The organism is Denitratisoma oestradiolicum, from assembly GCF_902813185.1.
GTDB classification, from domain to species: domain Bacteria; phylum Pseudomonadota; class Gammaproteobacteria; order Burkholderiales; family Rhodocyclaceae; genus Denitratisoma; species Denitratisoma oestradiolicum.
In genome coordinates, this window is the sequence record NZ_LR778301.1 from 1,615,360 (window position 1) to 1,637,531 (window position 22,172).

Genomic DNA, 22,172 nt, shown 5'->3' on the forward strand with positions numbered 1-22,172 from the left:
CATGAACGCAAAGACACCGATCAACGCCGTGCTGGCCGCGGTGACGACCCTAGCCGTCTCGCCCGCGTCCGCGGCGGACTCCGCCCCGGAAAGCATCGTCTTCAGCGGCGAAGTCACCCCCAAGCTGTATTCCTTCGACTACTTCAAGGATACGGGCCCCCGGCGCACCCAGTTTCTGGAGCGCTACAACTACCAGGAAGGCGGCAGCAACGACAGCCGTTCCGGCCTTTATCTGGACGCCGACCTGCGCATCGTCGGCTCGAACGAAAAGCGTGATGTCTTCGTGCTGGAGCGGCAGGGATTCGGCGCCTACAATCATCGCGGAATGCTCAAGGCGAACTCGGATACCCTGGGCCTTGCCGGCTACTACTCAAACTTCCGTACTTCCACGGGGGGGCTGAATTTCCTCCGGAGTCCGGGTGTGGTGGACCAGGTTTATGGTGTCGGTACCGGCACCGCCCCGGCCTACGCAACGCCGGTGGGGGCCGCCAACACCCAGACCGGTTATGCCGCTCGCTTCAATAATGATGACAGTGCCCAGACCCTGTTCAAGGTGGATCGCACCAGTTACGGACTGGGGCTGGCCCTGAAGCCGACTCTCTTTGGCACCGATTTCACCGCAGCCCTTAATTACGACGGTTACAAGCGGGATGGCAACCGCTTCGCCACTTATGTCCTGGGCGGCAGCAATGTCACCAATGCCGGCGCCGGTGCCCCCGATCTGGGCACCCAGCAGCGCTGGCGGGGTTTCAACATGCCGGTGGATGAAAAGATGAACCGCTATACGGTGAATCTGAGCGGCGTCATGGGTGGGGTCACCCTGGCCTACGATGGTTCCGTGGAGAAATTCGAGAGCCAGGCCAGGAAATTCACCATCGCCGATCCGGCGACGGTGCAGCCCCTGGTGATCACCAGCATCAATCCCATTCACTTCGTGCCGGACAGCACGCTGATTGCCAATAATCTGCGTTTCGCCACGCGCTTCGGCAGCACCTCGGTTGCGGCGGGTTACGGCCTGTCGATCCTGGAGCAGGATTCCTTCTCCGCACAACAGCGGACTCTTGGCTACGACACCGGCAAGATACGAACCGACAGCGCCTATCTGAATGTCAGCTCCAGCGCGATCAATGGTGTTGGCCTGGAAGGCTTCATCAAATACAACAACCGGGACAATGATTCGAGTTTTCCGGTGGTGGGGTTGATCGACCCGGCCGGGGACCAGACCCTCGGTGTGCGCATCAACAGCATCAAGTCCCTGAACTACGGCCTGGCCGCCACGTTCCGCCCCTCGGTCTGGAAGACCACGATGAGCGTGGGCTGGCGGCATGAAGACAAGGATCGGGATCTGACCTGGTCCACGGCACGGATACCGCTGGTGGGGGGCGTGGGCAACGTCATCCTGCCCCAGCAGTCGTTCTACCGGGAACAGAGCAAGTCCGACGAGTTGTACCTGAGCCTGGTGTCGCGTCCCATGCAGGGCATGATCCTGCGGGTGACGCCCTCCTATCTCTGGGCGGATGAGACCGGACTGGTTGCAGAGCCGGAAAAGGTCTTCGGACTGAAGACCAAGCTGACCTACACCGCCAGCAATGGCATGCTGGCCAGCGGCTACTACAACTACCGGGACCGGAAGAACGGCAACAACTCCATCGCCAGCAATACGGCCGGCGCCTTGCCCACGGGCACCCCGCTGACCCAGGACATGCACGGGACGCAGCAGTCAGCCGGCGCTTCCCTCAACATGCCGGTCAGCGAGTGGATCAACACCACGGCCAGTCTGTCCTGGATGCAGGATGATTTCACCAGCTATTACCTGCGCCAGGGGCGTCGTCGTTTCGAGGCGCCCAACAACGCCATTTCTTTCATCTTCAATGACCGGCCGGAATACAAGGTGGACACCCATGTCCTGACCCTGGGCGGAAACTGGCAGGTGAATGACCTGTTGCGCTACAACGGCGACTATGCCTATTCAAAGTCGAAGGGACATGCCGCCACCGGCGCCATTGCCCTTGCCCTTCCCGAGATCGACGAGCGCATCAACAATACGGTCCATACGCTGACCCTGGGTGTCGATTACGAAATCAGCAAGAAGGTGAAACTCAAGGGGGCCTACGTGTATGAGTACTACTCGGATCAGGTCTACCACGACATGACTTCCGGGTATCACGCGCTGATGTTCGGCGTTACCCTGGGCTTCTAGACTCGAGGGGGCTGCGGCCCCCTCGTCCTTTGGGGCTCAACCCCACAGCACCAGCCCCCAGACCAGGGGCACGTTGGCGAGGCTGACGAAGACGGCGGCGCTGCCGATGTCCTTGGCACGCTTGGCCAGATCGTGATGGTCCAGGGAAATGCGGTCCACGGCCGCTTCCACGGCGGAATTGAGCAGTTCCACCACCAGCACCAGCAGTACGCTGGCCACCATCAGGGCCTTGCCGATGCCGCTGGCGGGCGATAGCAGGGCCGTCGGGATCAACAGGACGGCAAGCCACACCTCCTGACGAAAGGCGTCCTCGTGGCGGTAGGCGGCCTGGAGGCCGGCCAGGGAATAGAAAAAAGCGTTCCAGACCCGGGCCAGGCCGGTCTTGCCCTTGAAGGGACTTTCGGGGGAAGGCGTTTTTGACATGAAGCCATTTTAGCGGCACAGGCTTCGATAAAGCCCGGCCAGTTGCCGGGCCCGATCCGGGGCGGACCAGCTTTGGGCGAATTGCCGGGCGGCGACGGACAAGTGCGCCAGGCGAGGGCGGTCGGCCAGCAGCTCGGTCAGTCCGGCGGCGAAGGCGGCCAGTTCTTCCGGCGCCGCCACTGCGCCTTGTTGCGGCTCGACGATGTCCCGTGTGCCCAGAGCGGCGAAAGCGTATACCGGCAGGCCGGCGGCCATGGCCTCCAACAGCACCAGGCCCTGGGTCTCTGTGCGGGAGGAAAAGACGAAGAGGTCGGCGGCGGCATAGCAGTCCGGCAGCTCCTGCTGTCGGTCCAGATAGCCGACGAATTGCACATGATCCTCCAGCTCCAGGCCCACCACCATGCGTTGCAGGGCGGGTAGGGCCGGGCCGTCGCCGGCGATGACCAGCAGCAGGTCGGGATGTTGGCGCCGCGCCAGCTTGATGGCGTCAATCAGAAACACGATGTTTTTCTCGTGGGCGACCCGCCCCACGTACAGGGCCATGGGCCGGCCCTCGGGTATGCCGTGCCGGTGGCGGAAGCGGGGGCCGTGGCCGGCACTGAACTGTTCGATGGGGATGCCCGTGGGCAGCACATGCAGGGGCGTGGTGACGCCGTAGCCGGCGAGGGTCTGGTGCATGGCCAGGGAGGGCACCACCACGGCGTCGAGGCCGTTGCATTGGCGCCGGGCCAGGCCTCTGGCTGCATGGCGCAGGAGAGGGCGGGGGAACAGGGGCAGGTAGTGGCCGATGTATTCCTCGAAGTGGGTGTGATAGGTGGCCAGTATCGGCGCCTTCAGGCTGCGGGCGGCCGAGAGGCCGGCGTAGTGGGCGGCGAAGGGGGTCTGGACATGGATCAGATCCACCTTGTGGCGGCTGATATCTTCCACCGCCTGCATCAGGGGACGCCAGCGCATCAGCCTGTCCTCGGGATCGAAGGGCAGCCGGCGCGAAGGGATGCGCCAGGTGGCCGGTGTGCTGTGGGGCTCCGGATAGTCCGGGGCGACCAGGGAAATTTCGATACCCTGATCCACGAGATCCCGGCGAAAGGTTTCGATGGAAGTGGAGACCCCGTTGATGCGGGGAAAATACACATCGGAAATCATCAGCACGTGCATGATGGGTTCTCATTTTGCATAGTGAAAAAGCGGCAACGGAGCCCAGTGTGTTTGTCGAGCGTAGCGAGCCGATCAGTAGCCCCGCCCCGGGGCGGGGCATTAAAGGAGGCACCGAACAAGTCCCAATGCGTCATTCCGGCGAACGCCGGAATCCAGGAAAATCAACACACTGGACACCGGCTTTCGCCGGTGTGACGGACTTAATCGATGTTTCCTTAAATTGGCCTTTGCGCATTTCATCCTCGGGGATGGTGCTGGCGACCCTGCGTGTTAACGAAGTGCTTCATGTAGCGCAGGTTGATGCGGTTCATGGGCAGCAGCACCAGCAGGTCGGCGGTGTTGAAGTCCGGGTCCCAGGCCGGGTCGCCACAGATCCAGGCGCCGGCTCGCAGATAACCCTTGACCAGAGGTGGAACTTCCGCCGGGCGACCGGTCACCAGGCGGTGATAGGGCAGCCGGGAATGGGGGAAGCCCCGGTATTCGATGGGAGACAGGTGCTGGTCGATCAGTTCGACGAAAAGATTGGAGGCGTTGTGGCCCCCATCGGCCATGCTGATGGAGGCGCATCCCATCAGGTATTCATAGCCCTGGCTGACCATGTATTCCGCCAACCTGGCCCAGAGCAGGGCGATCACTGCGCCGGAGCGATATTCCGGGTCAATGCAGGAGCGGCCCACTTCCACCAGCCGGGGCCGCAGGTGGTTGAGGCGGCCGATGTCGAATTCGGTCTCGCTGTAATAGCCGGCGGTGTTGCGGGCGCCTTCTGGCGTCAGGATGCGGTAGGTGCCGACGATGCGCCCCCTGGCTTCGTCCCGGACGATTAGGTGCTCGCAATGGGGGTCGAAGTGGTCGGCGTCCACGCCGGGTTCGGCCGTTTCCAGGCGGGCGCCCATCTCCTCGGCGAAGACCCGGTAGCGCAGCTTCTGGGCCTCGCGGATCTCGCTCTCGCTGCGGGCCAGTCCCACGTGATAATGGGGGCGGTGAATGTGTGGGGAACGGCCAAGGCCTTCGTTCAGCATGGGGATGCTCCTGTTGTTGGTGTGGCCCGAATGCTGAAGAATTCATGTTGCTGTCTTGTTTCAATCTCGTGAAGGCTGTGTGTCATGTCGCCGCGCTGTCATGAATGATTGTCACAATCCTGTAACGAGACCTTCCTAGACTGCCGCCATCCCAACCCTGAGAAGGAAACGATGATGCGCAAGTTCAAGCTGCTGGCCCTGGCTTCCGCCCTGGCCTTTTCCACCCTTTCCCTGGGTGCCCAGGCCGCGGAAGTGACCGGTGCCGGTGCCACTTTCCCTGCGCCCATCTACGCCAAGTGGGCCGATGCCTACCAGAAGGCCACGGGCAACAAGATCAACTATCAGTCCATCGGTTCCGGTGGCGGCATCAAGCAGATCACCGCCAAGACCGTGGACTTCGGCGCCTCCGACATGCCCCTGAAGCCGGAAGTCCTGGACAAGGACGGGCTGATGCAGTTTCCCGCCGTGATCGGCGGCGTGGTCCCGGTGCTGAACGTACCGGGCATCAAGCCGGGTGAGCTGAAGCTGACTGGTCCACTGCTGGCGGACATCTTCCTGGGCAAGATCACCAAGTGGAACGACAAGGCCATCGTCGCCCTGAATCCTGGCGTGAAGCTGCCTGAGCAGGCCATTGGCGTGGTGCGCCGGGCCGACGGTTCCGGCACCTCCTTCATTTTCACCAACTATCTGTCCAAGGTCAGCGACGAGTGGAAGACCAAAGTGGGCGAGGGCAGCGCGGTGCAATGGCCGGTGGGCCTGGGCGGCAAGGGCAACGAGGGCGTGGCCGCCTTCGTCCAGCGCATTCCCGGCTCCCTGGGCTATGTGGAATACGCCTATGCCAAGCAGAACAAGATGACTCACGTCCAGTTGCAGAACGCCGCCGGCAATTTCGTCGGCCCCGACGACACGACCTTCAAGGCCGCCGCCGCCGGTGCCGACTGGAGCAGGTCGGCCTTCTATGAAATTCTCACCAACCAGAAGGGCAAGGATGCTTGGCCCATCACCGGCGCCACTTTCATCCTGATGCACAAGCTGCAGGACAAGCCCCAGCAGGGTGCCGAGGCGGTCAAGTTCTTCGACTGGGCCTACAAGAACGGTGGCAAGATGGCCACGGAACTGGATTACGTGCCCATGCCCGACAGCGTGGTGAAACTGGTGAACGCTGCCTGGGGTGGCATCAAGGACGGCGCCGGAAAGGTCGTCTATAGCGCCAAGTAAGCGGTAAACTGGAAGCCGTGCCGTGCCGTGTCGCGCGATCGCGGCACGGCTTTCCCTTTCTTCACCCTGAGGTTTTTAGATTGACTAATGGCGCATCACCCCCTGTCCGCCGCAGTATCGGCGACTGGGTGTTCTTCAATCTCACGCGATTCTTCGCTCTGGGCACCCTGCTGTTGCTGGCGGGCATCATCCTGTCCCTGGTCATGGGCGCGATGCCGGCCCTGGAGCGCTTTGGCTTTGCCTTTCTCTGGACCGGGGACTGGAACCCGCCCATGGAGCGCTTCGGCGCCCTGATCCCGATTTACGGCACCCTGGCCACCTCGGCGGTGGCCCTGGTGATCGCGGTGCCGGTGAGCTTCGGCATCGCCCTGTTCCTCACCGAGCTGTCCCCTCCCTGGCTGCGCCGTCCCCTGGGCATCGCCATCGAGCTGCTGGCGGGCATTCCCAGCATTGTCTATGGCATGTGGGGCCTGCTGGTTTTCGCGCCGCTGTTTTCCCAGCATGTGCAGCCCCTGCTGGCCGCAACCCTGGGCCAGTTGCCCCTGGTCGGCACCCTGTTCTCCGGGGCGCCCCTGGGTATCGGCATCCTCAGCGCCGGGATCATCCTGGCGGTGATGACCATTCCCTTCATCGCCTCGGTGATGCGCGACGTGTTCGAGGTGACGCCGGTGATGCTGAAGGAATCGGCCTATGGCCTGGGCTGCACCACCTGGGAGGTGGTCTGGAACGTGGTGCTGCCTTACACCAAGGTGGGGGTGGTGGGGGGCATCATGCTGGGCCTGGGGCGCGCCCTGGGGGAAACCATGGCCGTCACCTTCCTGATCGGCAACATGAACTTCTTCAACGGCTTTTCCCTGTTCCTGCCCGGCAACAGCATCGCCTCGGCCCTGGCCAACGAATTCGCCGAGGCCGAATCGCCGGTCTATACCGCCTCCCTGATCGAGCTGGGCCTGATCCTGTTCCTGATCACCCTGGTGGTGTTGACCCTGTCCAAGCTGCTGCTGCTGAAACTTTCCGCCCAGGAAGGAACCCAGTCATGAGGCTTTCCCTGGCCACTACCCGTCGGCTGAAGAACTGGCTGGCCCTGGGTATTTCCATGCTGGCCATGGCCTTCGGTCTGTTCTGGCTGATCTGGATCCTGGCCACCACCCTGGAACTGGGCCTCTCGGGCCTGTCCCTGAGCGTGTTTTACGAGATGACACCGCCCCCCGGGTTGGCAAATGGCGGCCTGGCCAATGCCATCATGGGCAGCCTGATGATGGTGGGGCTGGCCACGGCCATCGGCACTCCCGCCGGGATACTCGCCGGCATCTATCTGGCGGAATACGGCCAGCACACCTGGCTGGGCAGCACCACCCGCTTCGTTAATGACCTCCTGTTGTCGGCGCCGTCCATCATCGTCGGCCTGTTCATCTACGAGGTTTATGTGGCGCGGATGGGCAATTTTTCCGGCATGGCCGGCGTCCTGGCCCTGGCCCTGATCGTGATTCCAGTGGTGGTGCGCACCACCGAGAACATGCTGCGCCTGGTGCCCAATACCATGCGGGAGGCGGCCTTCGCCCTGGGGGCGCCCCACTGGGTGGTGATCGGCCGGGTCACCCTTAAAGCGTCCATGGCCGGGGTGATGACCGGGATCATGCTGGCGGTGGCCCGCATTGCCGGGGAAACCGCCCCCCTGCTATTCACCGCCCTGTCCAACCAGTTCTGGAGCATGAACCTGAATGCTCCCCTGGCCAGTCTGCCGGTCACCATCTTCAAGTTCGCCATGAGCCCCTTCGAGGACTGGCAGCGACTGGCCTGGGCCGGCGTCCTGCTGATCACCCTGGGGGTGCTCTGTCTCAACATTCTGGCGCGCCTGGTCTTCCGCGAAAAACATAAATCATGATCGACGACAGCATCCGCGTGCAGGGCGAACCGGCCCTGGAAACCCTGATCGCCCTGAAGAGCTTCAACTTCTACTACGGCAAGTATCACGCCCTGCGCAACATCAACCTGGAGATTTCCAAGCGCCGGGTCACGGCCTTCATCGGCCCTTCGGGCTGCGGCAAATCCACCCTGCTGCGAACCATGAACCGAATGTACGACCTCTACCCGGAGCAGCGGGCGGAGGGGGAACTGCTGCTGGACGGCAGGAACATCCTGGATCGGGGCACGGACCTGAATGCCCTGCGGGCCAAGGTGGGCATGGTGTTCCAGAAGCCCACCCCCTTCCCCATGTCCATCTACGACAACATCGCCTTCGGGGTGCGGCTCCACGAGCGCCTGAACCGGGTGGAAATGGACGAACGGGTGGAGTGGTCCCTGCACAAGGCCGCCCTCTGGAGCGAGGTCAAGGACAAGCTCAATCAGAGCGGCATGAGCCTTTCGGGTGGCCAGCAGCAGCGCCTGTGCATCGCCCGGGGTATCGCGGTGAAGCCCCAGGTGCTGCTGCTGGACGAGCCCACCTCGGCCCTGGACCCGATCTCCACCATGCGCATCGAGGAACTGGTGAGCGAACTGAAGGACGAATTCACCATCGTCATCGTCACCCACAACATGCAGCAGGCGGCCCGGGTCTCCGACTTTACCGCCTACATGTATCTGGGGGAGCTGATCGAGTTCGGCCGCACCGACGACATCTTCATCAAGCCCCAGGACAAGCGCACCGAGGACTACATCACCGGCCGTTTCGGTTGATGACATAAAAAGGAGGAGCCCCATGCCTACGCTGACAAGTGACCACATCTCCCGCCAGTTCGACGCCGAGCTGGACGGCCTGCGTTCCCGCGTGACCCAGATGGGCGGCCTGGTGGAAAACCAGATCGAGCGGGCCATCGCCGCCTTCCTCAGCGGCGATCTGGACGCCATGGAACAGGTGATTGCCGATGACCACCGCATCAACGGCCTGGAGGTGAGCATCGACGACGAATGCGCCCACATCATCGCCCGGCGCCAGCCGGCGGCGGGGGACCTGCGCCTGGTGATGGCGGTCAGCAAGATCGTCACCGATCTGGAACGGATCGGCGACGAGGCCGCCAAGATCGCCCGCACCGCTCGGGAAATCTACCAGCGGGACCGGCTTCAGGTGCCCCGGCTGGCCGATGTGCGCAAGCTCGGCGAGCTGGGAGTGGAAATGCTGCGGGACGTGCTCAACGCTTTCGTCCGTCTCGACGTGGTGGAGTCGGCCCGCATCATCCGTTCCGATGCCATGCTGGACGACAACTTCCGCGGCATCCTGCGCCAGTTGATCACCTACATGATGGAAGACCCCCGCACCATCAGTTCCGCCCTGGACATCACCTTCATCGCCAAGGCCATCGAGCGCATCGGCGACCATTCCAAGAACATCGCCGAGAGCGTGATCTATGTGGTCAAGGGCAAGGACGTCCGTCATATCGCCATCGACATGATGGAGCGGGAAGCCCTGGGCAACGAGGACTGATTCGTCATGGCCGCGTTGGTATTGGTGATCGAGGATGATGCCGCGATCCGGGAGCTGCTGCGCTACAACCTGGTGCAGGCCGGTTTCGAGGTGCGCCTGACGGCCTCGGCGGAGGAGGGGGCCGCCGCTCTGCGCGGTGTGTTGCCCGACGTGCTGCTGGTGGATCTGATGCTGCCCGGCATGTCCGGTATTGGCTTCGCCCGCCAGATTCGCCAGGACGCGCGTACCCGGGAGCTGCCCCTGATCATGGTCACCGCACGGGCCGAAGAGGTGGATCGGGTGGCGGGGCTGGAAATCGGTGCCGATGACTATGTGACCAAGCCCTTCAGCGCCAAGGAACTGGTGGCCCGCATCCGCGCCGTGCTGCGGCGGCGAGCGCCCCAGCATGGCGGTCAGGTCATCGATTATGGCTCCCTGCGCCTCGACCCGTCGGCCCATCAGGTGTCCTGGCGCGGCCAGCACCTGGAGCTTGGCGCCACGGAATTCAAGTTGCTGCACTACCTCCTCGCCCAGCCGGGGCGGGTGTTCAGCCGCCAGCAACTGCTCAACGGCGTCTGGGGCGACCACCGCTTCATCGAGGAACGCACCGTGGATGTCTATGTGCGCCGTCTGCGGGCGGCCCTGGGGCACGAGGCGGAGAGCCTGGTGGAGACCGTGCGCGGCGTTGGCTACCGGCTGGGCGCTCTGGACGCACTGAATCGCTGATGGAGTTCTGGGTCTTCACTGTATTGCGTCTGGCCCTGCTGGCCCTGGCCGGCGCCGTCATGGGCTGGGTGTTCGGTCCGGTGCCGGCCCTGGCCCTGGTTTGTGCAGTCCTCCTGCTGGGGCAGGGCTATCAGATCTGGCAGTTGCGCCGCCTGCGGCGCTGGCTCAAGGCCACGGACGCCAGCCGCCTGCCGGAGGAGACCGGCCTTTGGGGCGACATCTTCGTGGACCTGTACCGGGCCCAGAAACAACAGGCACGGGACAGGGAACAGTTGACAACCGCCCTGGATCGTTTTCGCGAGGCCGCCAGCGCCTTGCCCGAGGGCGTGCTGATGCTGGATGGCGATGGCCGCATCGAGTGGTTCAACGCCTACGCCCAGACCCAGTTCGGCCTGGACCCGGGCCGCGATGTGGGTACCCTGGCCACCCATCTGATCCGGCAACCGGAGTTTTCCAGCTATGCCCAGTCCAATGACTGGCGAGAGCCCGTGCTGCTGCGGGTAGGGCAGGGGCAGGTGCGGGATCTGTCGGTGTTGCTGGTGCCCTTTGCCGGTGGCCGGCTGCTCTACTCCCGGGACGTGACCCAGTTGCAGCGGGTGGAGACCATGCGCCGGGACTTCATCGCCAATGTTTCCCACGAGTTGCGTACGCCCCTGACCGTGATCCTGGGCTTTCTCGACCCCCTGGCCCATGATCAGGACCTGCCTGTGGAAAGCCGCGCCCGCTTTCTGGCCATGATCCAGGACCAGGCCCAGCGCATGAGCCGGCTGGTGGAGGACTTGCTGACCTTGTCCCGGCTGGAGGCCAAGAGCGATCCCCAGCGGGAGGAGCCGGTGGATGTGCCGGCCCTGCTGGCCACCCTGCTGGACGAGGGCCGAGCCCTGTCCGGCGGCCGCCACCGCTTCGAGGAAGATATCGCGCCCCATGGCCTGATGGGCTGTCCCCTGGAACTGCGCAGCGCCTTTGGCAACCTGATCAGCAACGCCGTGCGCTACACCCCGGAGGGCGGCCGCATCAAGGTGCGCTGGGCCAGGGAAAACGAGGGAGCACTGTTCGAGGTGAGCGATACCGGCATCGGCATTCCGGCAGAGCATATTCCCCGTCTCACCGAGCGTTTCTATCGGGTGGACAAGGGCCGCTCCACCGAGACTGGCGGCACCGGCCTGGGCCTGTCCATCGTGAAGCATGTGCTGCTGCACCACCAGGCTCGGCTCGATGTCGAATCAACGCCGGGACAGGGCAGCCGCTTCCGGGTGCTGTTTCCGGCGGGGCGGATGGTCGCGTCAGTGCGCTAGCTCTCCAGCGAATTGGCTAGGGAGTCGGGGGGAGCCCGTATAATTCGTCCTCTGCTCCGCTTTCCCTCTCCTTCCGTCATGCCCCAAGTGCTCTCCCTGCGCGGCACCGCCGCCTTTTCTCCTTCCCGTCTTTCCCGTTTGCAGGAGCAGGTCCGCGCCGCCGTGCCCGGTCTGACAGTCCTTAGGGCGGAGCACTGGTACTTCGCGGAACTGGAGGCGGGCCTGGCCGATGCCGAGGTGGCCCGGCTCAAGAATCTGCTGGGCATCCCGACCGAACTGACGGCGGCTCCCGAGGGCGAACTATTGCTGGTGACGCCGCGCCTGGGCACCATTTCCCCCTGGGCCTCCAAGGCCACGGACATTGCCCGCAACTGCGGCTTCGCCGGGGTGAAGCGCATCGAGCGCGGTATTGCTTTCCATGCCCAAGGCAAGAAACTGGACCGGGCCGCCCTGGTGGCGAAGCTCCACGACCGGATGACCGAATCCGTGCTGGCCTCCGTCGAGGAGGCCTCGGCGCTGTTCCACCACGTGGCGCCCCAGCCCCTGACCACGGTGGACCTGCTGGCCCGGGGCCGGGAGGCCCTGGTGGCGGCCAACGGCGAACTGGGCCTGGCCCTCTCGGAGGACGAGATCGACTATCTGGTGGAGAACTTCACCAAGGCCGGGCGCAATCCCACGGATGTGGAACTGATGATGTTCGCCCAGGCCAACTCCGAGCATTGCCGGCACAAGATATTCAACGCCTCCTGGACCGTGGATGGTCAAGACCAGCCCCTGTCCCTGTTCGGCATGATCCGGGAGACCCACAAGGCCCACCCGGAGGGCACCGTGGTGGCCTATTCCGACAATGCCGCCGTGATCGAGGGCGCCCGGGTCAAACGCTTCTATCCCGATGGCAGCGGCCTGTACCGCTGGCAGGAGGAGACCACCCACATCCTGGCCAAGGTGGAGACCCACAACCATCCCACCGCCATTTCCCCCTTCCCCGGTGCCGCCACCGGCTCCGGCGGCGAGATTCGCGATGAGGGCGCCACGGGCCGGGGCTCCAAGCCCAAGGCCGGCTTGTGCGGTTTTTCCGTCTCCGACCTGAACATCCCCGGCTTCGCCCAGCCCTGGGAATCCGCCTACGGCAAGCCCGAGCGCATCGCCTCGGCCCTGGACATCATGATCGAGGGCCCCATTGGCGCGGCGGCCTTCAACAACGAATTCGGCCGTCCCAATCTGGCCGGCTACTTCCGCACCTTCGAACAGAATTTCAACGGCGAGGTACGGGGCTATCACAAGCCCATCATGATCGCCGGCGGCGTGGGCAACATCCAGGCCGAGCAGTCCTTCAAGATCCCGTTCCCGGCCGGCACCCTGCTGATCCAGTTGGGCGGGCCGGGGATGCTGATCGGCCTGGGCGGCGGCGCCGCTTCTTCCATGGCCACCGGCACCAACACCGCCGACCTGGACTTCGCTTCAGTGCAGCGGGGCAACCCGGAAATCCAGCGCCGGGCCCAGGAGGTCATTGATCGTTGCTGGCAGATGGGGGCGAACAACCCGGTGCTGGCCATCCACGACGTGGGGGCCGGCGGCATTTCCAACGCCATGCCGGAACTGGCCCATGACGCCGGCCGGGGCGCCCACTTCGATCTGCGCGCCGTGCCCAACGAAGAGCCGGGCATGTCGCCCCGGGAAATCTGGAGCAACGAGGCCCAGGAGCGCTACGTGCTGGCCATCGCCCCCGAGCGCCTGGCCGAGTTCCGCGCTCTGTGCGAGCGGGAGCGCTGCCCCTACGCGGTGCTGGGCACGGCCACCGACGACGGCCAGTTGATCGTCAAGGACGATCACTTCAGCAACCGGCCGGTGGATATGTCCATGGATGTGCTGCTGGGCAAGCCGCCCCGCATGCATCGGGACGCCCGCCGGGCCAGACCCCAGGCCGCGCCCCTGGACGTGGCGGCCATCGACCTGTGGGAGGCCGTGTCCCGGGTGATCCGCCTGCCCGCCGTGGCTTCCAAGAATTTCCTGATCACCATCGGCGACCGCAGCGTCGGCGGCCTTACTGCCCGGGACCAGATGGTGGGCCCCTGGCAGGTGCCCGTGGCCGATGTGGCGGTGACCGCCATGGGTTTCGATACCCTGCTGGGCGAGGCCTTCGCCATGGGGGAACGCACGCCCCTGGCGCTCTTGGACGGTCCCGCTTCGGGCCGCATGGCCGTGGGGGAGGCGATCACCAACATCGCCGCTGCCGCCATTGGTGACATCGGCAAAATCAAGCTCTCCGCCAACTGGATGGCCGCCGCCGGCCACGGTAGCGAGGACGCCATCCTGTTCGATACCGTGAAGGCCGTGGGTGTCGAATTCTGCCCGGCCCTGGGGGTTTCCATCCCCGTGGGCAAGGACTCCCTGTCCATGCGCACCCAATGGACTGAAAATGGGGAGGACCAGGGCCAGGCCAGGCAGGTCACCGCCCCCGTGTCCCTGATCGTCACTGCCTTCGCCCCCTGCGCCGACATCGGCCGCACCCTGATGCCCCAGTTGCGGAACGACAAGGAAGTGGGCGAAACCGAGCTGCTGCTGATCGATCTCGGCCAGGGCCGGAATCGCCTCGGCGGTTCCGCCCTGGCCCAGGTCTATGGGGTTTCCGGCGATGCCGCCCCGGACGTGGATGCCACGTCCCTCAAGGCTTTCTTCAATACCATCCAGGCCCTGAACCGGGATGGCAAGCTGCTGGCCTATCACGACCGCTCCGATGGCGGCCTCTTCGCCACCGTTTGCGAAATGGCCTTCGCTTCCCGCATTGGCGTCTCCCTGAACCTGGATGCCCTCTGCTACGACCCCCTGATGAACGACGTGGACGGCATCGAGCGGGCGCCTCAGCTCGTCGAGGGCCGCATGAACGATCATCTGATCGGCGCCCTGTTCAATGAGGAGCTGGGGGCCGTGGTGCAGATTCGTCGTGCCGATCGCACGGCGGTGATGGACGCGCTACGGGCCGCCGGCCTGGGCAAGTACAGCCACATCATCGGCACCCCCAATCCCTTCGGCGAAGTACGGGTCTGGCGCAACGCCAAGCAGGCCTTCGGCGCACCGATTGCCGAGATTCAGCGGGCCTGGAGCGAGGTGAGCTATCAGATCGCCCGCCTGCGGGACGATCCGGCCTGCGCCCAGGAGGAATTCGACGCCCTCAATGACGCCGCCGATCCGGGACTCTCCTGCCAGTTGAGCTTCGACCCGGCCCAGAACATCGCTGCGCCCTTCATCGCCAGCGCGGTGAGGCCGAAGATGGCAGTGCTGCGCGAGCAGGGCGTCAACGGCCACGTGGAAATGGCCGCTGCCTTCGATCGGGCCGGCTTCGACGCGGTGGACGTGCACATGTCCGACCTGCAATCCGGCCGCGTCCATCTGGCTGACTTCAAGGGCCTGGCGGCCTGCGGCGGCTTCTCCTACGGCGACGTGCTGGGGGCCGGTCAGGGCTGGGCCAAGTCCATCCTCTTCAACAACCGCCTGAAGGACGAGTTCTCTGCCTTCTTTCAGCGCTCCGACAGCTTCGCCCTGGGAGTCTGCAATGGCTGCCAGATGATGAGCCATCTGGCTTCCATCATCCCCGGTGCCCAGGATTGGCCCACTTTCCACCGCAACCGCAGCGAGCAGTTCGAAGCCCGCTTCCTGATGGTGGAAATCCCCGAGTCCCCCTCCATCCTGCTGGCCGGCATGGCCGGCTCCCGCCTGCCGGTGGTGGTCTCCCACGGCGAGGGCAGGGCAGTCTTTGTTGATGGCGCCCAGGACCGTGCCCGGGTGGCCCTGCGCTATGTGGACAACAGGGGTGCCGTGGCCACGACCTACCCGGCCAACCCCAACGGCTCACCGGCCGGTATCACCGGCGTCACTACCGCCGACGGCCGCTTCACCATCATGATGCCCCACCCGGAACGAATTTTCCGCAAGGCGCAGATGAGCTGGGCGCCAGCCACATTGGGCGAGGACGGGCCGTGGCTGACCATGTTCCGCAATGCGCGGAAGTGGGTGGGGTAAGCCTGGGGCCTCCTGGAAGCCGGGCCGGCATCTCTCCCTGACATCATGGGCGAGCCTGTCCTGAGCCCGGCATCGCGCCGCATCGCCCATCTCGACATGGATGCGTTCTATGCTTCCGTGGAGCTGCTGCGCTACCCTGAACTTCGGGGCCTGCCGGTGGTGATCGGGGGGCGCCGCACCCAGCAGCCCCAGGTCCTGCCCGATGGCAGTCGGCGCTTCGCTCGTCTGCGGGACTATGTGGGCCGGGGCGTCTTGACCACCTCCACCTACGAAGCCCGCGCCCTGGGGGTGTTCTCCGGCATGGGCACCATGAAGGCCGCCCGCCTGGCCCCCGATGGGATCCTCCTGCCGGTGGACTTCGATGCCTATCGGCATTACTCGCGGCGTTTCAAGGAAGCGGTCGCCGCCATCGCGCCGAAGATCGAGGATAGGGGTATCGACGAGATCTACATCGATCTCAGCGACATTCCCGAGGATTCCCTGTCACTGGCGCGGCGGATCAAGGCGGCGGTCATGACGGCCACCGGTCTCACCTGTTCCATTGGCATCACCCCGAACAAGCTGCTGTCCAAGATATGTTCCGATCTGGAAAAGCCCGATGGCATCACAATCCTGGCGCTGGACGAAATCCCGGGTCGCATCTGGCCCCTGCCGGTCAGAAAGATCAACGGCATCGGTCCCAAGGCCGGCGAAAAGCTGGCAGGCCTGGGCATCGCCACCATAGGCGAACTGGCCGCCGCCGACCCGGCACTGTTGCAAAGCCATTTCGGACTGGCCTATGCCACCTGGCTCCATGATGCCGCCCGGGGCGTCGATGACCGGCCGGTGGTGACCCACTCGGAACCCAGGTCCATCAGCCGCGAGACCACCTTCGAGCGGGATCTCCATCCCAGGGAGGACAGAGCGGCTCTTTCCGAAATATTCACCGCCCTCTGTCTGCGCGTGGCCGAGGACCTCCAGCGCAAGGGCTACCGGAGCCGGACCATAGGCATCAAGCTGCGCTACGACGATTTTGCAACCGTGACCCGGGATTTCAGTCTCCCGACGGCTACTGATGATGCCGCCACGATTCGGCGTGCCGCAGGGGAATGTCTGCGTCGGGCGCCCCTCGAAAAACGCTTGCGGCTGCTCGGGGTGCGGGCGGGAAACCTGCTGCCGGTGGCCGGGGAAGGTACGGCGGAGATGGCTGTACAGGGGGAGTTGCTTGTGTAGCGGGGTAGGGGGCACCGCAGTGAGGCTGCTACTCGGATAGGGCTTCGCAATCAGTCATTGGCGTTTGCAGCCGGTGGCATTCTGCACTGTGGCTGCTTTTCCATTGGTTGCTCATTGGGCACTATCAGGCGCTGGCGCGCCGTATTTCCCGGGGTGCGCAGCCGTACCAGCGGCGGAAGGCGCGGCGGAAAGCGCAGCCATCGTAGAAGCCAAGACGCAGGGCGATGGTTTCGATATCCCTGTCAGATTTTTCCAGGTAATGGCGAGCCATCTCCCGTACCGCATCCTCTCGCAAGCGGCTGAAGTTCACGCCCTCTGCCCGCAGGCGGCGGCGTAGTGTCGATTCGCTCAGGTGCAGGCGGCTAGCCAAGGCAGTCAGGTCCGGCATGGGCGCGCCAACTATCAGGGCGGCCTCCAGACTGGCCCGGATCTGCCTGTGCAAGGGCGGAGCTTCGTCTGCCTCGCCCCAGAGCCGGCAGGGCAGGCCGTCTACGAACTCATCCAGTTCTGCTGGTTTTCGGATCACAGGATAGTCGAGTACGGCAGCGTCAAACTCGAAACGGTAGGCGCTGGCGCCGACGGTCACCGGCGCACCGAAGAGACCGACCAGGGGAGTCAGTTCGCCCTGGAAAGTGTAGGCCAGGTCTACCCGGCGAAGCGTCACGGGCGTGCCGATCAGCCAGCTGAATACCTGTTGGTAGGCCAGCAGGCCCGAGAGGTCCACCAGGCAGGACTCCGCGCTGGGGTGGTGGCGTAGCGAATCCATCTCGAACACGGCGATGCCATCCTGGATACTCAAGGAGAGGCGTCCACCACGGGGATGAATGATGGTGCAAAACTCGGCAGCACATTCGATGGCACGGCCCAGGGTAGGGCAGGTGATCAGGGTGCGGAACATCATCACCACTGCACTGCGGCCCATGGGCGGATGCCCGTCGTCTGCGGCAACCCGTGACTCCAGTGCCTCAATGGCTTCCCGGTAGCGGGTTTTGTGGCGGGCATCACTGCCATGGGTGACATGGGCGAGGATGTCGAACAGGAGCGGCGAGGGGGCTTGAGTCACGATAGGAGTGGGGAGTGAAAAATCTGGGTATCGCCTTGTCCCCATGGGGGGCAGCGTTCGGAACCCGGCCGGGCGATACTTTACCCCTTCCCTCTGTTTCCGACAGCGTGGATGGGGGAGTCCGCGCGAGTGCAAGATAAGAGCCTATTTCAGTAGGTTCCGTACGCCGCGCCGTTGGGCTTTGGGCGCGCTGCGGCGTTGTCGGTCGCTGACATGGAATAACCATGCGGCGCTCCCTCCGCCTTGCATCGCATCCCAAAGCCCAACGGCCCTCCGGGTTGGGTCAAGGGCGGGCGATGCTGCGTTGCGTGGCTTGCGCTCATTCCGCCCTTGGCTCAACGCGGGGTACGGAACCTACTGAAATAGGCGCTAAGTGGGCGTGAGCGGGCCGGTATTGTTTTGCGTCCACCTGGGTCCTGCCCTCCGGTGCGCACTCCGGGCGACAATGACTCACCATGTTCGTCGTAAGGGAGAGAAATGATCAAGGTCCATGATCGGATCGATGTGGCGGCGGCGGATCTACCCCGCCTCCAGGCGATGATTGCCACCGCCTACCTCCCGGCTGCCGCTGCCCGCGGATTGACTCTGGTAGACAGCGCGGTTTCGCCTCCTCTGGTACTGGTGGATCGTCCGCTAACCCTTTGGCTGCAATGGGAGTTGGCGAACGTGGAGGCATTCTGGATCGCTCGCAATATTGGCGGCAATGATCCTTCCGTAGCCGCTTTCTGGTCCGAGGTGGATGGTTTTTGCGTCGATCGGGAGCGAAGCTACCTGTTGCCCGATCAACCTGCCCACAGCGCGGCTTTGCTGACCCGACCCACGAGCCTCTCAGCCTACCTCGTCCGGCCCGGTGGCTGGCGGGAGACTGCTCAACTCTATCTCAGGACCGGTGCCGACGAGAACGCCCGGCGGACGGTGGAGGATGTCCTGGCCGGAGCGGCAGGCCTGCCGGGTCTGAGCTTTCAACAGTGGGGCACCAATAGTGTGACCGATTTCGGTGCAGGTCATTACACCTGGGACCTGCTCTATCCCGATGCCGCCACCGCAGCGGCCGCCCATGCCAGTCCGCTTTGGCAACAGCACGTCATGCCCGTGTTGCGGAAATACTGCGCATCCTGGTCAGCCCTCGGTCTCGACACGATCGGCGCGGGTCTGCGCAATTCAAAATTGACGGGCGGTGTCAAGCGGACCGCCCTGTTCCGCCGCCTGGCAGGGGCCGACGGTGCCCGCGCCCCTGGCTTCGAGGCGGCAACTCTGGACATGCCCGCACATATCGATTCCATCATCAACTGGCGCTTGAGTCGGGCCCGCGTGCTGGACTGGGACAGCGGCCACCAGACCTGGGACTATGTCTGGGAGCAGGAGTACGCCAGCCTGGACGGCCTTTTGGGCGCCTACATGATCCATCCGCATCACTGGGCTCATGTCGACCGGGCCTTCGATCCCGAGTCCGGCCAACAATTCATCGATGTCCGACTCTGTCACGCATTCTGTTCCCAGGCCGAAAGTCTGCTGGGCTGTGAAGCGCCCTGATACATACATAACGCTCATGGAAGCCGATTTTCCGCCCCGGTCCATGAAACACGGGAAAGACAGGAAGGCCCACCCCCTCCCAGCCTTCCCCTCTCCTGGGGAGGTGACGATGCTGGCTCGCTACGCTCGACAGTTCGACCTGCCGTTTCAATTCGCTATTTCACGTTAACGATACGAGGATAAACCCATGACTCAACCCCGCCTTGACGGCAAGATAGCCCTGGTGACCGGGGCCAGCCGAGGAATCGGTCGAGCCGTTGCTCAACGCCTTGCCGCCGCTGGCGCCACCGTAGTGGTCTCTGCGCGCAGCCTGGATACCGCGGGTGCTTACGCCGGTACTCTGAAAGAGACCATCGCCCTGATCGAGACGGCCGGCGGACGTGCCTTGCCCTTGGTTGCCGATCTGGAAAACCCCTCCCAGCTGGGCGACCTTGTGGGCAGGGCCGCAGCCCTGGCCGGTGGTCTGGATATTCTGGTTCACAGTGGCGGAAAGGCTTCCTATGCGCCCCTGTCCACCATGCCGGAAGAGATGTTCGAGAACACCATCGGCCACTACCTGAGGGCACCGTTCCGGCTCGTCCAGCAGGCCGTGCCCGAGATGCGCAAGCGGGGAGGAGGCTGGATCGTTACCCTGGGTTCCGTTACCGCCTTGCCCCCCGGACGGCCCTACGACGACTGGGCCAAACATGGCGGCGCGACGGTATATGCAGCCATCAAGGCCGCAGTGCACCGCATGAATCAGGGCCTGGCGGCAGAGTTGCTGGATGACAACATCGCGGTGAATACCTTGGCGCCCAGCACTGCGATCCGCACGCCTGGCGCCATCGATCTGATCCCGGAGAACTATCCCTCCGAGCGCGTCGAGTACATTGCCGAGACCGCCCTGGCTCTGTGTCATCTGCCGGCAGCCCAACGCACCGGCATGACCGCCTATAGCCTGCACTTTCCCCTGGCCCACAAGCTGCCCGTATATACCCTGGACGGTCGGGAGCTGCTGCCGCCGCCGGTGATCCCCCCCTATGCCCACAGCCTGATCTCGGCCAGTGGCGAATGAAAGGACCCATTGTGACTTCCAATATCTGTTTCAAGGGCGGCACTGCCGTCATCACTGGCGCCGCTGGTGGCGTAGGCGGCGGTCTGGCCCGCAAGGCCGCTTCTTTGGGGATGAACCTGGTGCTGGCCGACCTGGATGCCGGGCAGCTCGATGCCTTTGCCGCCACCCTGGATACCGAGGTCCTGACCGTCTCCACCGACGTCACCGACCCCATTGCCATGGAAAATCTGGCGGAACAGGCCTGGCAACGCTTCGGCCGGGTGGACCTGCTGTTCAATAACGCAGGGGTGATGAGCGCCGGATTGCTGTGGGAGATATCCCCAGAGAATTTTCGACGCTGCTTCTCCATCAATGTGCTGGGGATACACCACGGCATCCGCGCCTTCGTGCCCCGGATGCTGAAGGCAGGATGCCCCTCCCACATCGTCAATACCGCATCCCTGGGTGGCTTCGTGTCCAGCCCGATGATGGCTCCGTACAATGCCAGCAAGAGTGCCGCGGTCTTCCTCACTGAAGCGCTTTATGTGGAACTGAATATGGTCCAGGCCTCGATCGGCGTTTCCGTACTCGACCCCGGCCCGGTACGCAGCGGCATCTTCAATGCCCCCTTCGGTGACGGAGGCGGCAACCCGGCAGTGCGCCAGTTCATCGACGGCATTCATCACCACATCACTGGCGGCGGCGGTATCACGCCCGATCAATCGGCAGAGAACACCTTCGCCGGCATCGAGGCCGGAGAATTCTGGATACTGCCTTATCGCGAACCTTTCGACACCCTCTTGCGGCAGCGCACAGAAGGCATTCTGGCGCGGCGTCCCCCCAGGATTGCTGCGACAGAAAGCTGAGGATATACCCCATGCTCGCGATGATCATCGAACAGACCGGCGGCCCGGAAGTCCTGCAACTGGCCCAGGTTCCCACACCCGAGGCCGGGCCTGGCCAGGTACGGGTGCGAATCGCCTGTGCTGGCGTCAACCCGGCGGACTGGAAGAACCGACAGGGGATGCTGGCCATGTATCGACCTTATGTTTTTCCCTACGTGATCGGCTTCGATGCGGCGGGTATCGTGGATCAGATAGGGGAGGGCGTCACCGGTCTCGCCGTGGGTGATCGCGTGTTCACCCCCACCAATCACGGCCAGGGAGGCTGGGGCAGCTATGCCGAGTTCGCCATCGCCGACGCCGACCGGGTCGCCAGGATGCCGGATTCCCTCAGCTATGAGCAGGCTGCGGCCCTGCCAGTCGCAGCCCTGACTGCCTGGCAGGGCTTGTTTGACCGAGGTGGCCTGAAATCAGGTCAGCGCGCCCTGATCCACGGCGGTGCCGGTGGCCTTGGTGGCTTTGCCGTGCAGTTTGCCCGTTGCGCGGGGGCCGTGGTGGCGGCGACTTGCAGCACCGCCAATGTGGAATACCTGCGGAGCCTGGGTGTGGACCGGGTCATCGACTATCGCTGCGAAGACATTACCTCCGCGGTTCAGCGCTGGGCACCCGAAGGCCTGGACTACCTGATGGACACGGTTGGCGTCAGTACGCTGCCTAACGGCCTTGATTTGGTGCGGCCTGGTGGCACATTCGTCAGCATTCCCACCTTGGTGGACGATGGCGACATTGCCGCCGCAGCGATCGCAGGGGAAGCCAAGGGTGTGAACCGGGTGTTCTCCACCATGACCGACGTGGGCTGCGCGCCAACCCTGGCAAAAATAGCGCAACTGGTGGCGGAAGGCGTTGTGAAGATGCCTCCTCTGCATGTGTTCCCCCTGTCCCAGGTCGCGGATGTCCATCGCCTTATCCAAACTGGCCATGGCCGTGGCAAGTGGGTGCTGAAGGTGGCGGATCTCTGAGCTTTTAATGGTGC

At 64.1% G+C, this 22,172-nt stretch carries 18 protein-coding genes; 14 read left to right on the forward strand and 4 right to left on the reverse strand.

Features of this window, described 5'->3' with window-relative positions; genetic code table 11:
• Position 1 precedes the first annotated feature (1 nt).
• Complete coding sequence (locus DENOEST_RS07445) at positions 2 to 2,200, forward strand: MtrB/PioB family outer membrane beta-barrel protein (RefSeq protein ID WP_170228119.1); 2,199 nt, start codon at positions 2 to 4, stop codon at positions 2,198 to 2,200.
• A 36-nt stretch (positions 2,201 to 2,236) separates the two neighbouring features.
• On the opposite strand, the gene DENOEST_RS07450 is transcribed toward DENOEST_RS07445, so the two are convergent.
• The 3 genes from DENOEST_RS07450 to DENOEST_RS07460 all read right to left on the reverse strand — a co-directional run bounded on the left by DENOEST_RS07450 (position 2,237) and on the right by DENOEST_RS07460 (position 4,797).
• The gene (locus DENOEST_RS07450; protein WP_145769824.1) at positions 2,237 to 2,623 is read right to left on the reverse strand and encodes a diacylglycerol kinase; all 387 of its coding nucleotides are present in this window, start codon (positions 2,621 to 2,623) and stop codon (positions 2,237 to 2,239) included.
• Between the two features lie 9 nt (positions 2,624 to 2,632).
• Positions 2,633 to 3,778 carry a glycosyltransferase gene (locus DENOEST_RS07455; protein ID WP_183148221.1) on the reverse strand — a complete coding sequence of 382 codons (1,146 nt, stop codon included), beginning with the start codon at positions 3,776 to 3,778 and terminating at the stop codon, positions 2,633 to 2,635.
• A 236-nt stretch (positions 3,779 to 4,014) separates the two neighbouring features.
• Positions 4,015 to 4,797 (reverse strand): GNAT family N-acetyltransferase, encoded by a 783-nt coding sequence (locus DENOEST_RS07460; RefSeq protein WP_145769826.1) that lies wholly within the window; start codon positions 4,795 to 4,797, stop codon positions 4,015 to 4,017.
• Between the two features lie 171 nt (positions 4,798 to 4,968).
• Between DENOEST_RS07460 and pstS the strand changes: the two genes are divergently transcribed.
• The 9 genes from pstS to dinB all read left to right on the forward strand — a co-directional run bounded on the left by pstS (position 4,969) and on the right by dinB (position 16,668).
• The gene (gene pstS, locus DENOEST_RS07465) at positions 4,969 to 6,015 is read left to right on the forward strand and encodes a phosphate ABC transporter substrate-binding protein PstS (RefSeq protein ID WP_197970551.1); all 1,047 of its coding nucleotides are present in this window, start codon (positions 4,969 to 4,971) and stop codon (positions 6,013 to 6,015) included.
• An 80-nt stretch (positions 6,016 to 6,095) separates the two neighbouring features.
• Positions 6,096 to 7,055, forward strand: coding sequence for a phosphate ABC transporter permease PstC (gene pstC / locus DENOEST_RS07470; RefSeq protein ID WP_197970552.1), 960 nt, complete (start codon positions 6,096 to 6,098; stop codon positions 7,053 to 7,055).
• Complete coding sequence (pstA, locus tag DENOEST_RS07475; protein ID WP_145769827.1) at positions 7,052 to 7,900, forward strand: phosphate ABC transporter permease PstA; 849 nt, start codon at positions 7,052 to 7,054, stop codon at positions 7,898 to 7,900. Before pstC ends, pstA begins: the two co-directional genes overlap by 4 nt.
• On the forward strand, positions 7,897 to 8,691 hold the full coding sequence (gene pstB, locus DENOEST_RS07480; RefSeq protein WP_145769828.1) for a phosphate ABC transporter ATP-binding protein PstB: 795 nt from the start codon (positions 7,897 to 7,899) through the stop codon (positions 8,689 to 8,691). Before pstA ends, pstB begins: the two co-directional genes overlap by 4 nt.
• Positions 8,692 to 8,713: 22 nt before the next feature.
• Complete coding sequence (phoU, locus tag DENOEST_RS07485; RefSeq protein ID WP_145769829.1) at positions 8,714 to 9,436, forward strand: phosphate signaling complex protein PhoU; 723 nt, start codon at positions 8,714 to 8,716, stop codon at positions 9,434 to 9,436.
• 6 nt (positions 9,437 to 9,442) lie between these two features.
• On the forward strand, positions 9,443 to 10,141 hold the full coding sequence (phoB, locus tag DENOEST_RS07490; RefSeq protein ID WP_145769830.1) for a phosphate regulon transcriptional regulator PhoB: 699 nt from the start codon (positions 9,443 to 9,445) through the stop codon (positions 10,139 to 10,141).
• On the forward strand, positions 10,141 to 11,436 hold the full coding sequence (gene phoR / locus DENOEST_RS07495; protein WP_232096464.1) for a phosphate regulon sensor histidine kinase PhoR: 1,296 nt from the start codon (positions 10,141 to 10,143) through the stop codon (positions 11,434 to 11,436). The genes phoB and phoR overlap by 1 nt, the downstream gene beginning before the upstream one ends.
• Before the next feature lie 78 nt (positions 11,437 to 11,514).
• Positions 11,515 to 15,456, forward strand: coding sequence for a phosphoribosylformylglycinamidine synthase (gene purL, locus DENOEST_RS07500; RefSeq protein WP_145769832.1), 3,942 nt, complete (start codon positions 11,515 to 11,517; stop codon positions 15,454 to 15,456).
• A 45-nt stretch (positions 15,457 to 15,501) separates the two neighbouring features.
• Positions 15,502 to 16,668 carry a DNA polymerase IV gene (dinB, locus tag DENOEST_RS07505; RefSeq protein ID WP_197970553.1) on the forward strand — a complete coding sequence of 389 codons (1,167 nt, stop codon included), beginning with the start codon at positions 15,502 to 15,504 and terminating at the stop codon, positions 16,666 to 16,668.
• 124 nt (positions 16,669 to 16,792) lie between these two features.
• Here the strand turns inward: dinB and DENOEST_RS07510 are convergent, their stop codons facing one another.
• The gene (locus DENOEST_RS07510; protein ID WP_170228120.1) at positions 16,793 to 17,731 is read right to left on the reverse strand and encodes an AraC family transcriptional regulator; all 939 of its coding nucleotides are present in this window, start codon (positions 17,729 to 17,731) and stop codon (positions 16,793 to 16,795) included.
• 477 nt (positions 17,732 to 18,208) lie between these two features.
• On the opposite strand from DENOEST_RS07510, the gene DENOEST_RS07515 reads away from it, so the two are divergent.
• From DENOEST_RS07515 to DENOEST_RS07530, 4 genes are all read left to right on the forward strand, one after another.
• Positions 18,209 to 19,264 (forward strand): Dabb family protein, encoded by a 1,056-nt coding sequence (locus tag DENOEST_RS07515; RefSeq protein ID WP_145769834.1) that lies wholly within the window; start codon positions 18,209 to 18,211, stop codon positions 19,262 to 19,264.
• Between the two features lie 187 nt (positions 19,265 to 19,451).
• Complete coding sequence (locus tag DENOEST_RS07520; RefSeq protein ID WP_145769835.1) at positions 19,452 to 20,318, forward strand: SDR family NAD(P)-dependent oxidoreductase; 867 nt, start codon at positions 19,452 to 19,454, stop codon at positions 20,316 to 20,318.
• Positions 20,315 to 21,163 (forward strand): SDR family NAD(P)-dependent oxidoreductase, encoded by an 849-nt coding sequence (locus DENOEST_RS07525; protein ID WP_197970554.1) that lies wholly within the window; start codon positions 20,315 to 20,317, stop codon positions 21,161 to 21,163. The genes DENOEST_RS07520 and DENOEST_RS07525 overlap by 4 nt, the downstream gene beginning before the upstream one ends.
• Positions 21,164 to 21,174: 11 nt before the next feature.
• A complete protein-coding gene (locus DENOEST_RS07530) occupies positions 21,175 to 22,158 on the forward strand; it encodes an NADP-dependent oxidoreductase (RefSeq protein WP_145769836.1) in 984 nt (327 codons plus the stop codon).
• The last annotated feature ends 14 nt before the right edge of the window (positions 22,159 to 22,172 follow it).

Coding starts and splice junctions, on each gene's coding strand:
- DENOEST_RS07445 (WP_170228119.1), top strand. CDS start 2: ATGAACGCAAAGACACCGATCAACGCCGTGCTGGCCGCGGTGACGACC.
- DENOEST_RS07450 (WP_145769824.1), bottom strand. CDS start 2,623: ATGTCAAAAACGCCTTCCCCCGAAAGTCCCTTCAAGGGCAAGACCGGC.
- DENOEST_RS07455 (WP_183148221.1), bottom strand. CDS start 3,778: ATGCACGTGCTGATGATTTCCGATGTGTATTTTCCCCGCATCAACGGG.
- DENOEST_RS07460 (WP_145769826.1), bottom strand. CDS start 4,797: ATGCTGAACGAAGGCCTTGGCCGTTCCCCACACATTCACCGCCCCCAT.
- pstS (WP_197970551.1), top strand. CDS start 4,969: ATGATGCGCAAGTTCAAGCTGCTGGCCCTGGCTTCCGCCCTGGCCTTT.
- pstA (WP_145769827.1), top strand. CDS start 7,052: ATGAGGCTTTCCCTGGCCACTACCCGTCGGCTGAAGAACTGGCTGGCC.
- pstB (WP_145769828.1), top strand. CDS start 7,897: ATGATCGACGACAGCATCCGCGTGCAGGGCGAACCGGCCCTGGAAACC.
- phoU (WP_145769829.1), top strand. CDS start 8,714: ATGCCTACGCTGACAAGTGACCACATCTCCCGCCAGTTCGACGCCGAG.
- phoB (WP_145769830.1), top strand. CDS start 9,443: ATGGCCGCGTTGGTATTGGTGATCGAGGATGATGCCGCGATCCGGGAG.
- phoR (WP_232096464.1), top strand. CDS start 10,141: ATGGAGTTCTGGGTCTTCACTGTATTGCGTCTGGCCCTGCTGGCCCTG.
- purL (WP_145769832.1), top strand. CDS start 11,515: ATGCCCCAAGTGCTCTCCCTGCGCGGCACCGCCGCCTTTTCTCCTTCC.
- dinB (WP_197970553.1), top strand. CDS start 15,502: ATGGGCGAGCCTGTCCTGAGCCCGGCATCGCGCCGCATCGCCCATCTC.
- DENOEST_RS07515 (WP_145769834.1), top strand. CDS start 18,209: ATGATCAAGGTCCATGATCGGATCGATGTGGCGGCGGCGGATCTACCC.
- DENOEST_RS07520 (WP_145769835.1), top strand. CDS start 19,452: ATGACTCAACCCCGCCTTGACGGCAAGATAGCCCTGGTGACCGGGGCC.
- DENOEST_RS07525 (WP_197970554.1), top strand. CDS start 20,315: ATGAAAGGACCCATTGTGACTTCCAATATCTGTTTCAAGGGCGGCACT.
- DENOEST_RS07530 (WP_145769836.1), top strand. CDS start 21,175: ATGCTCGCGATGATCATCGAACAGACCGGCGGCCCGGAAGTCCTGCAA.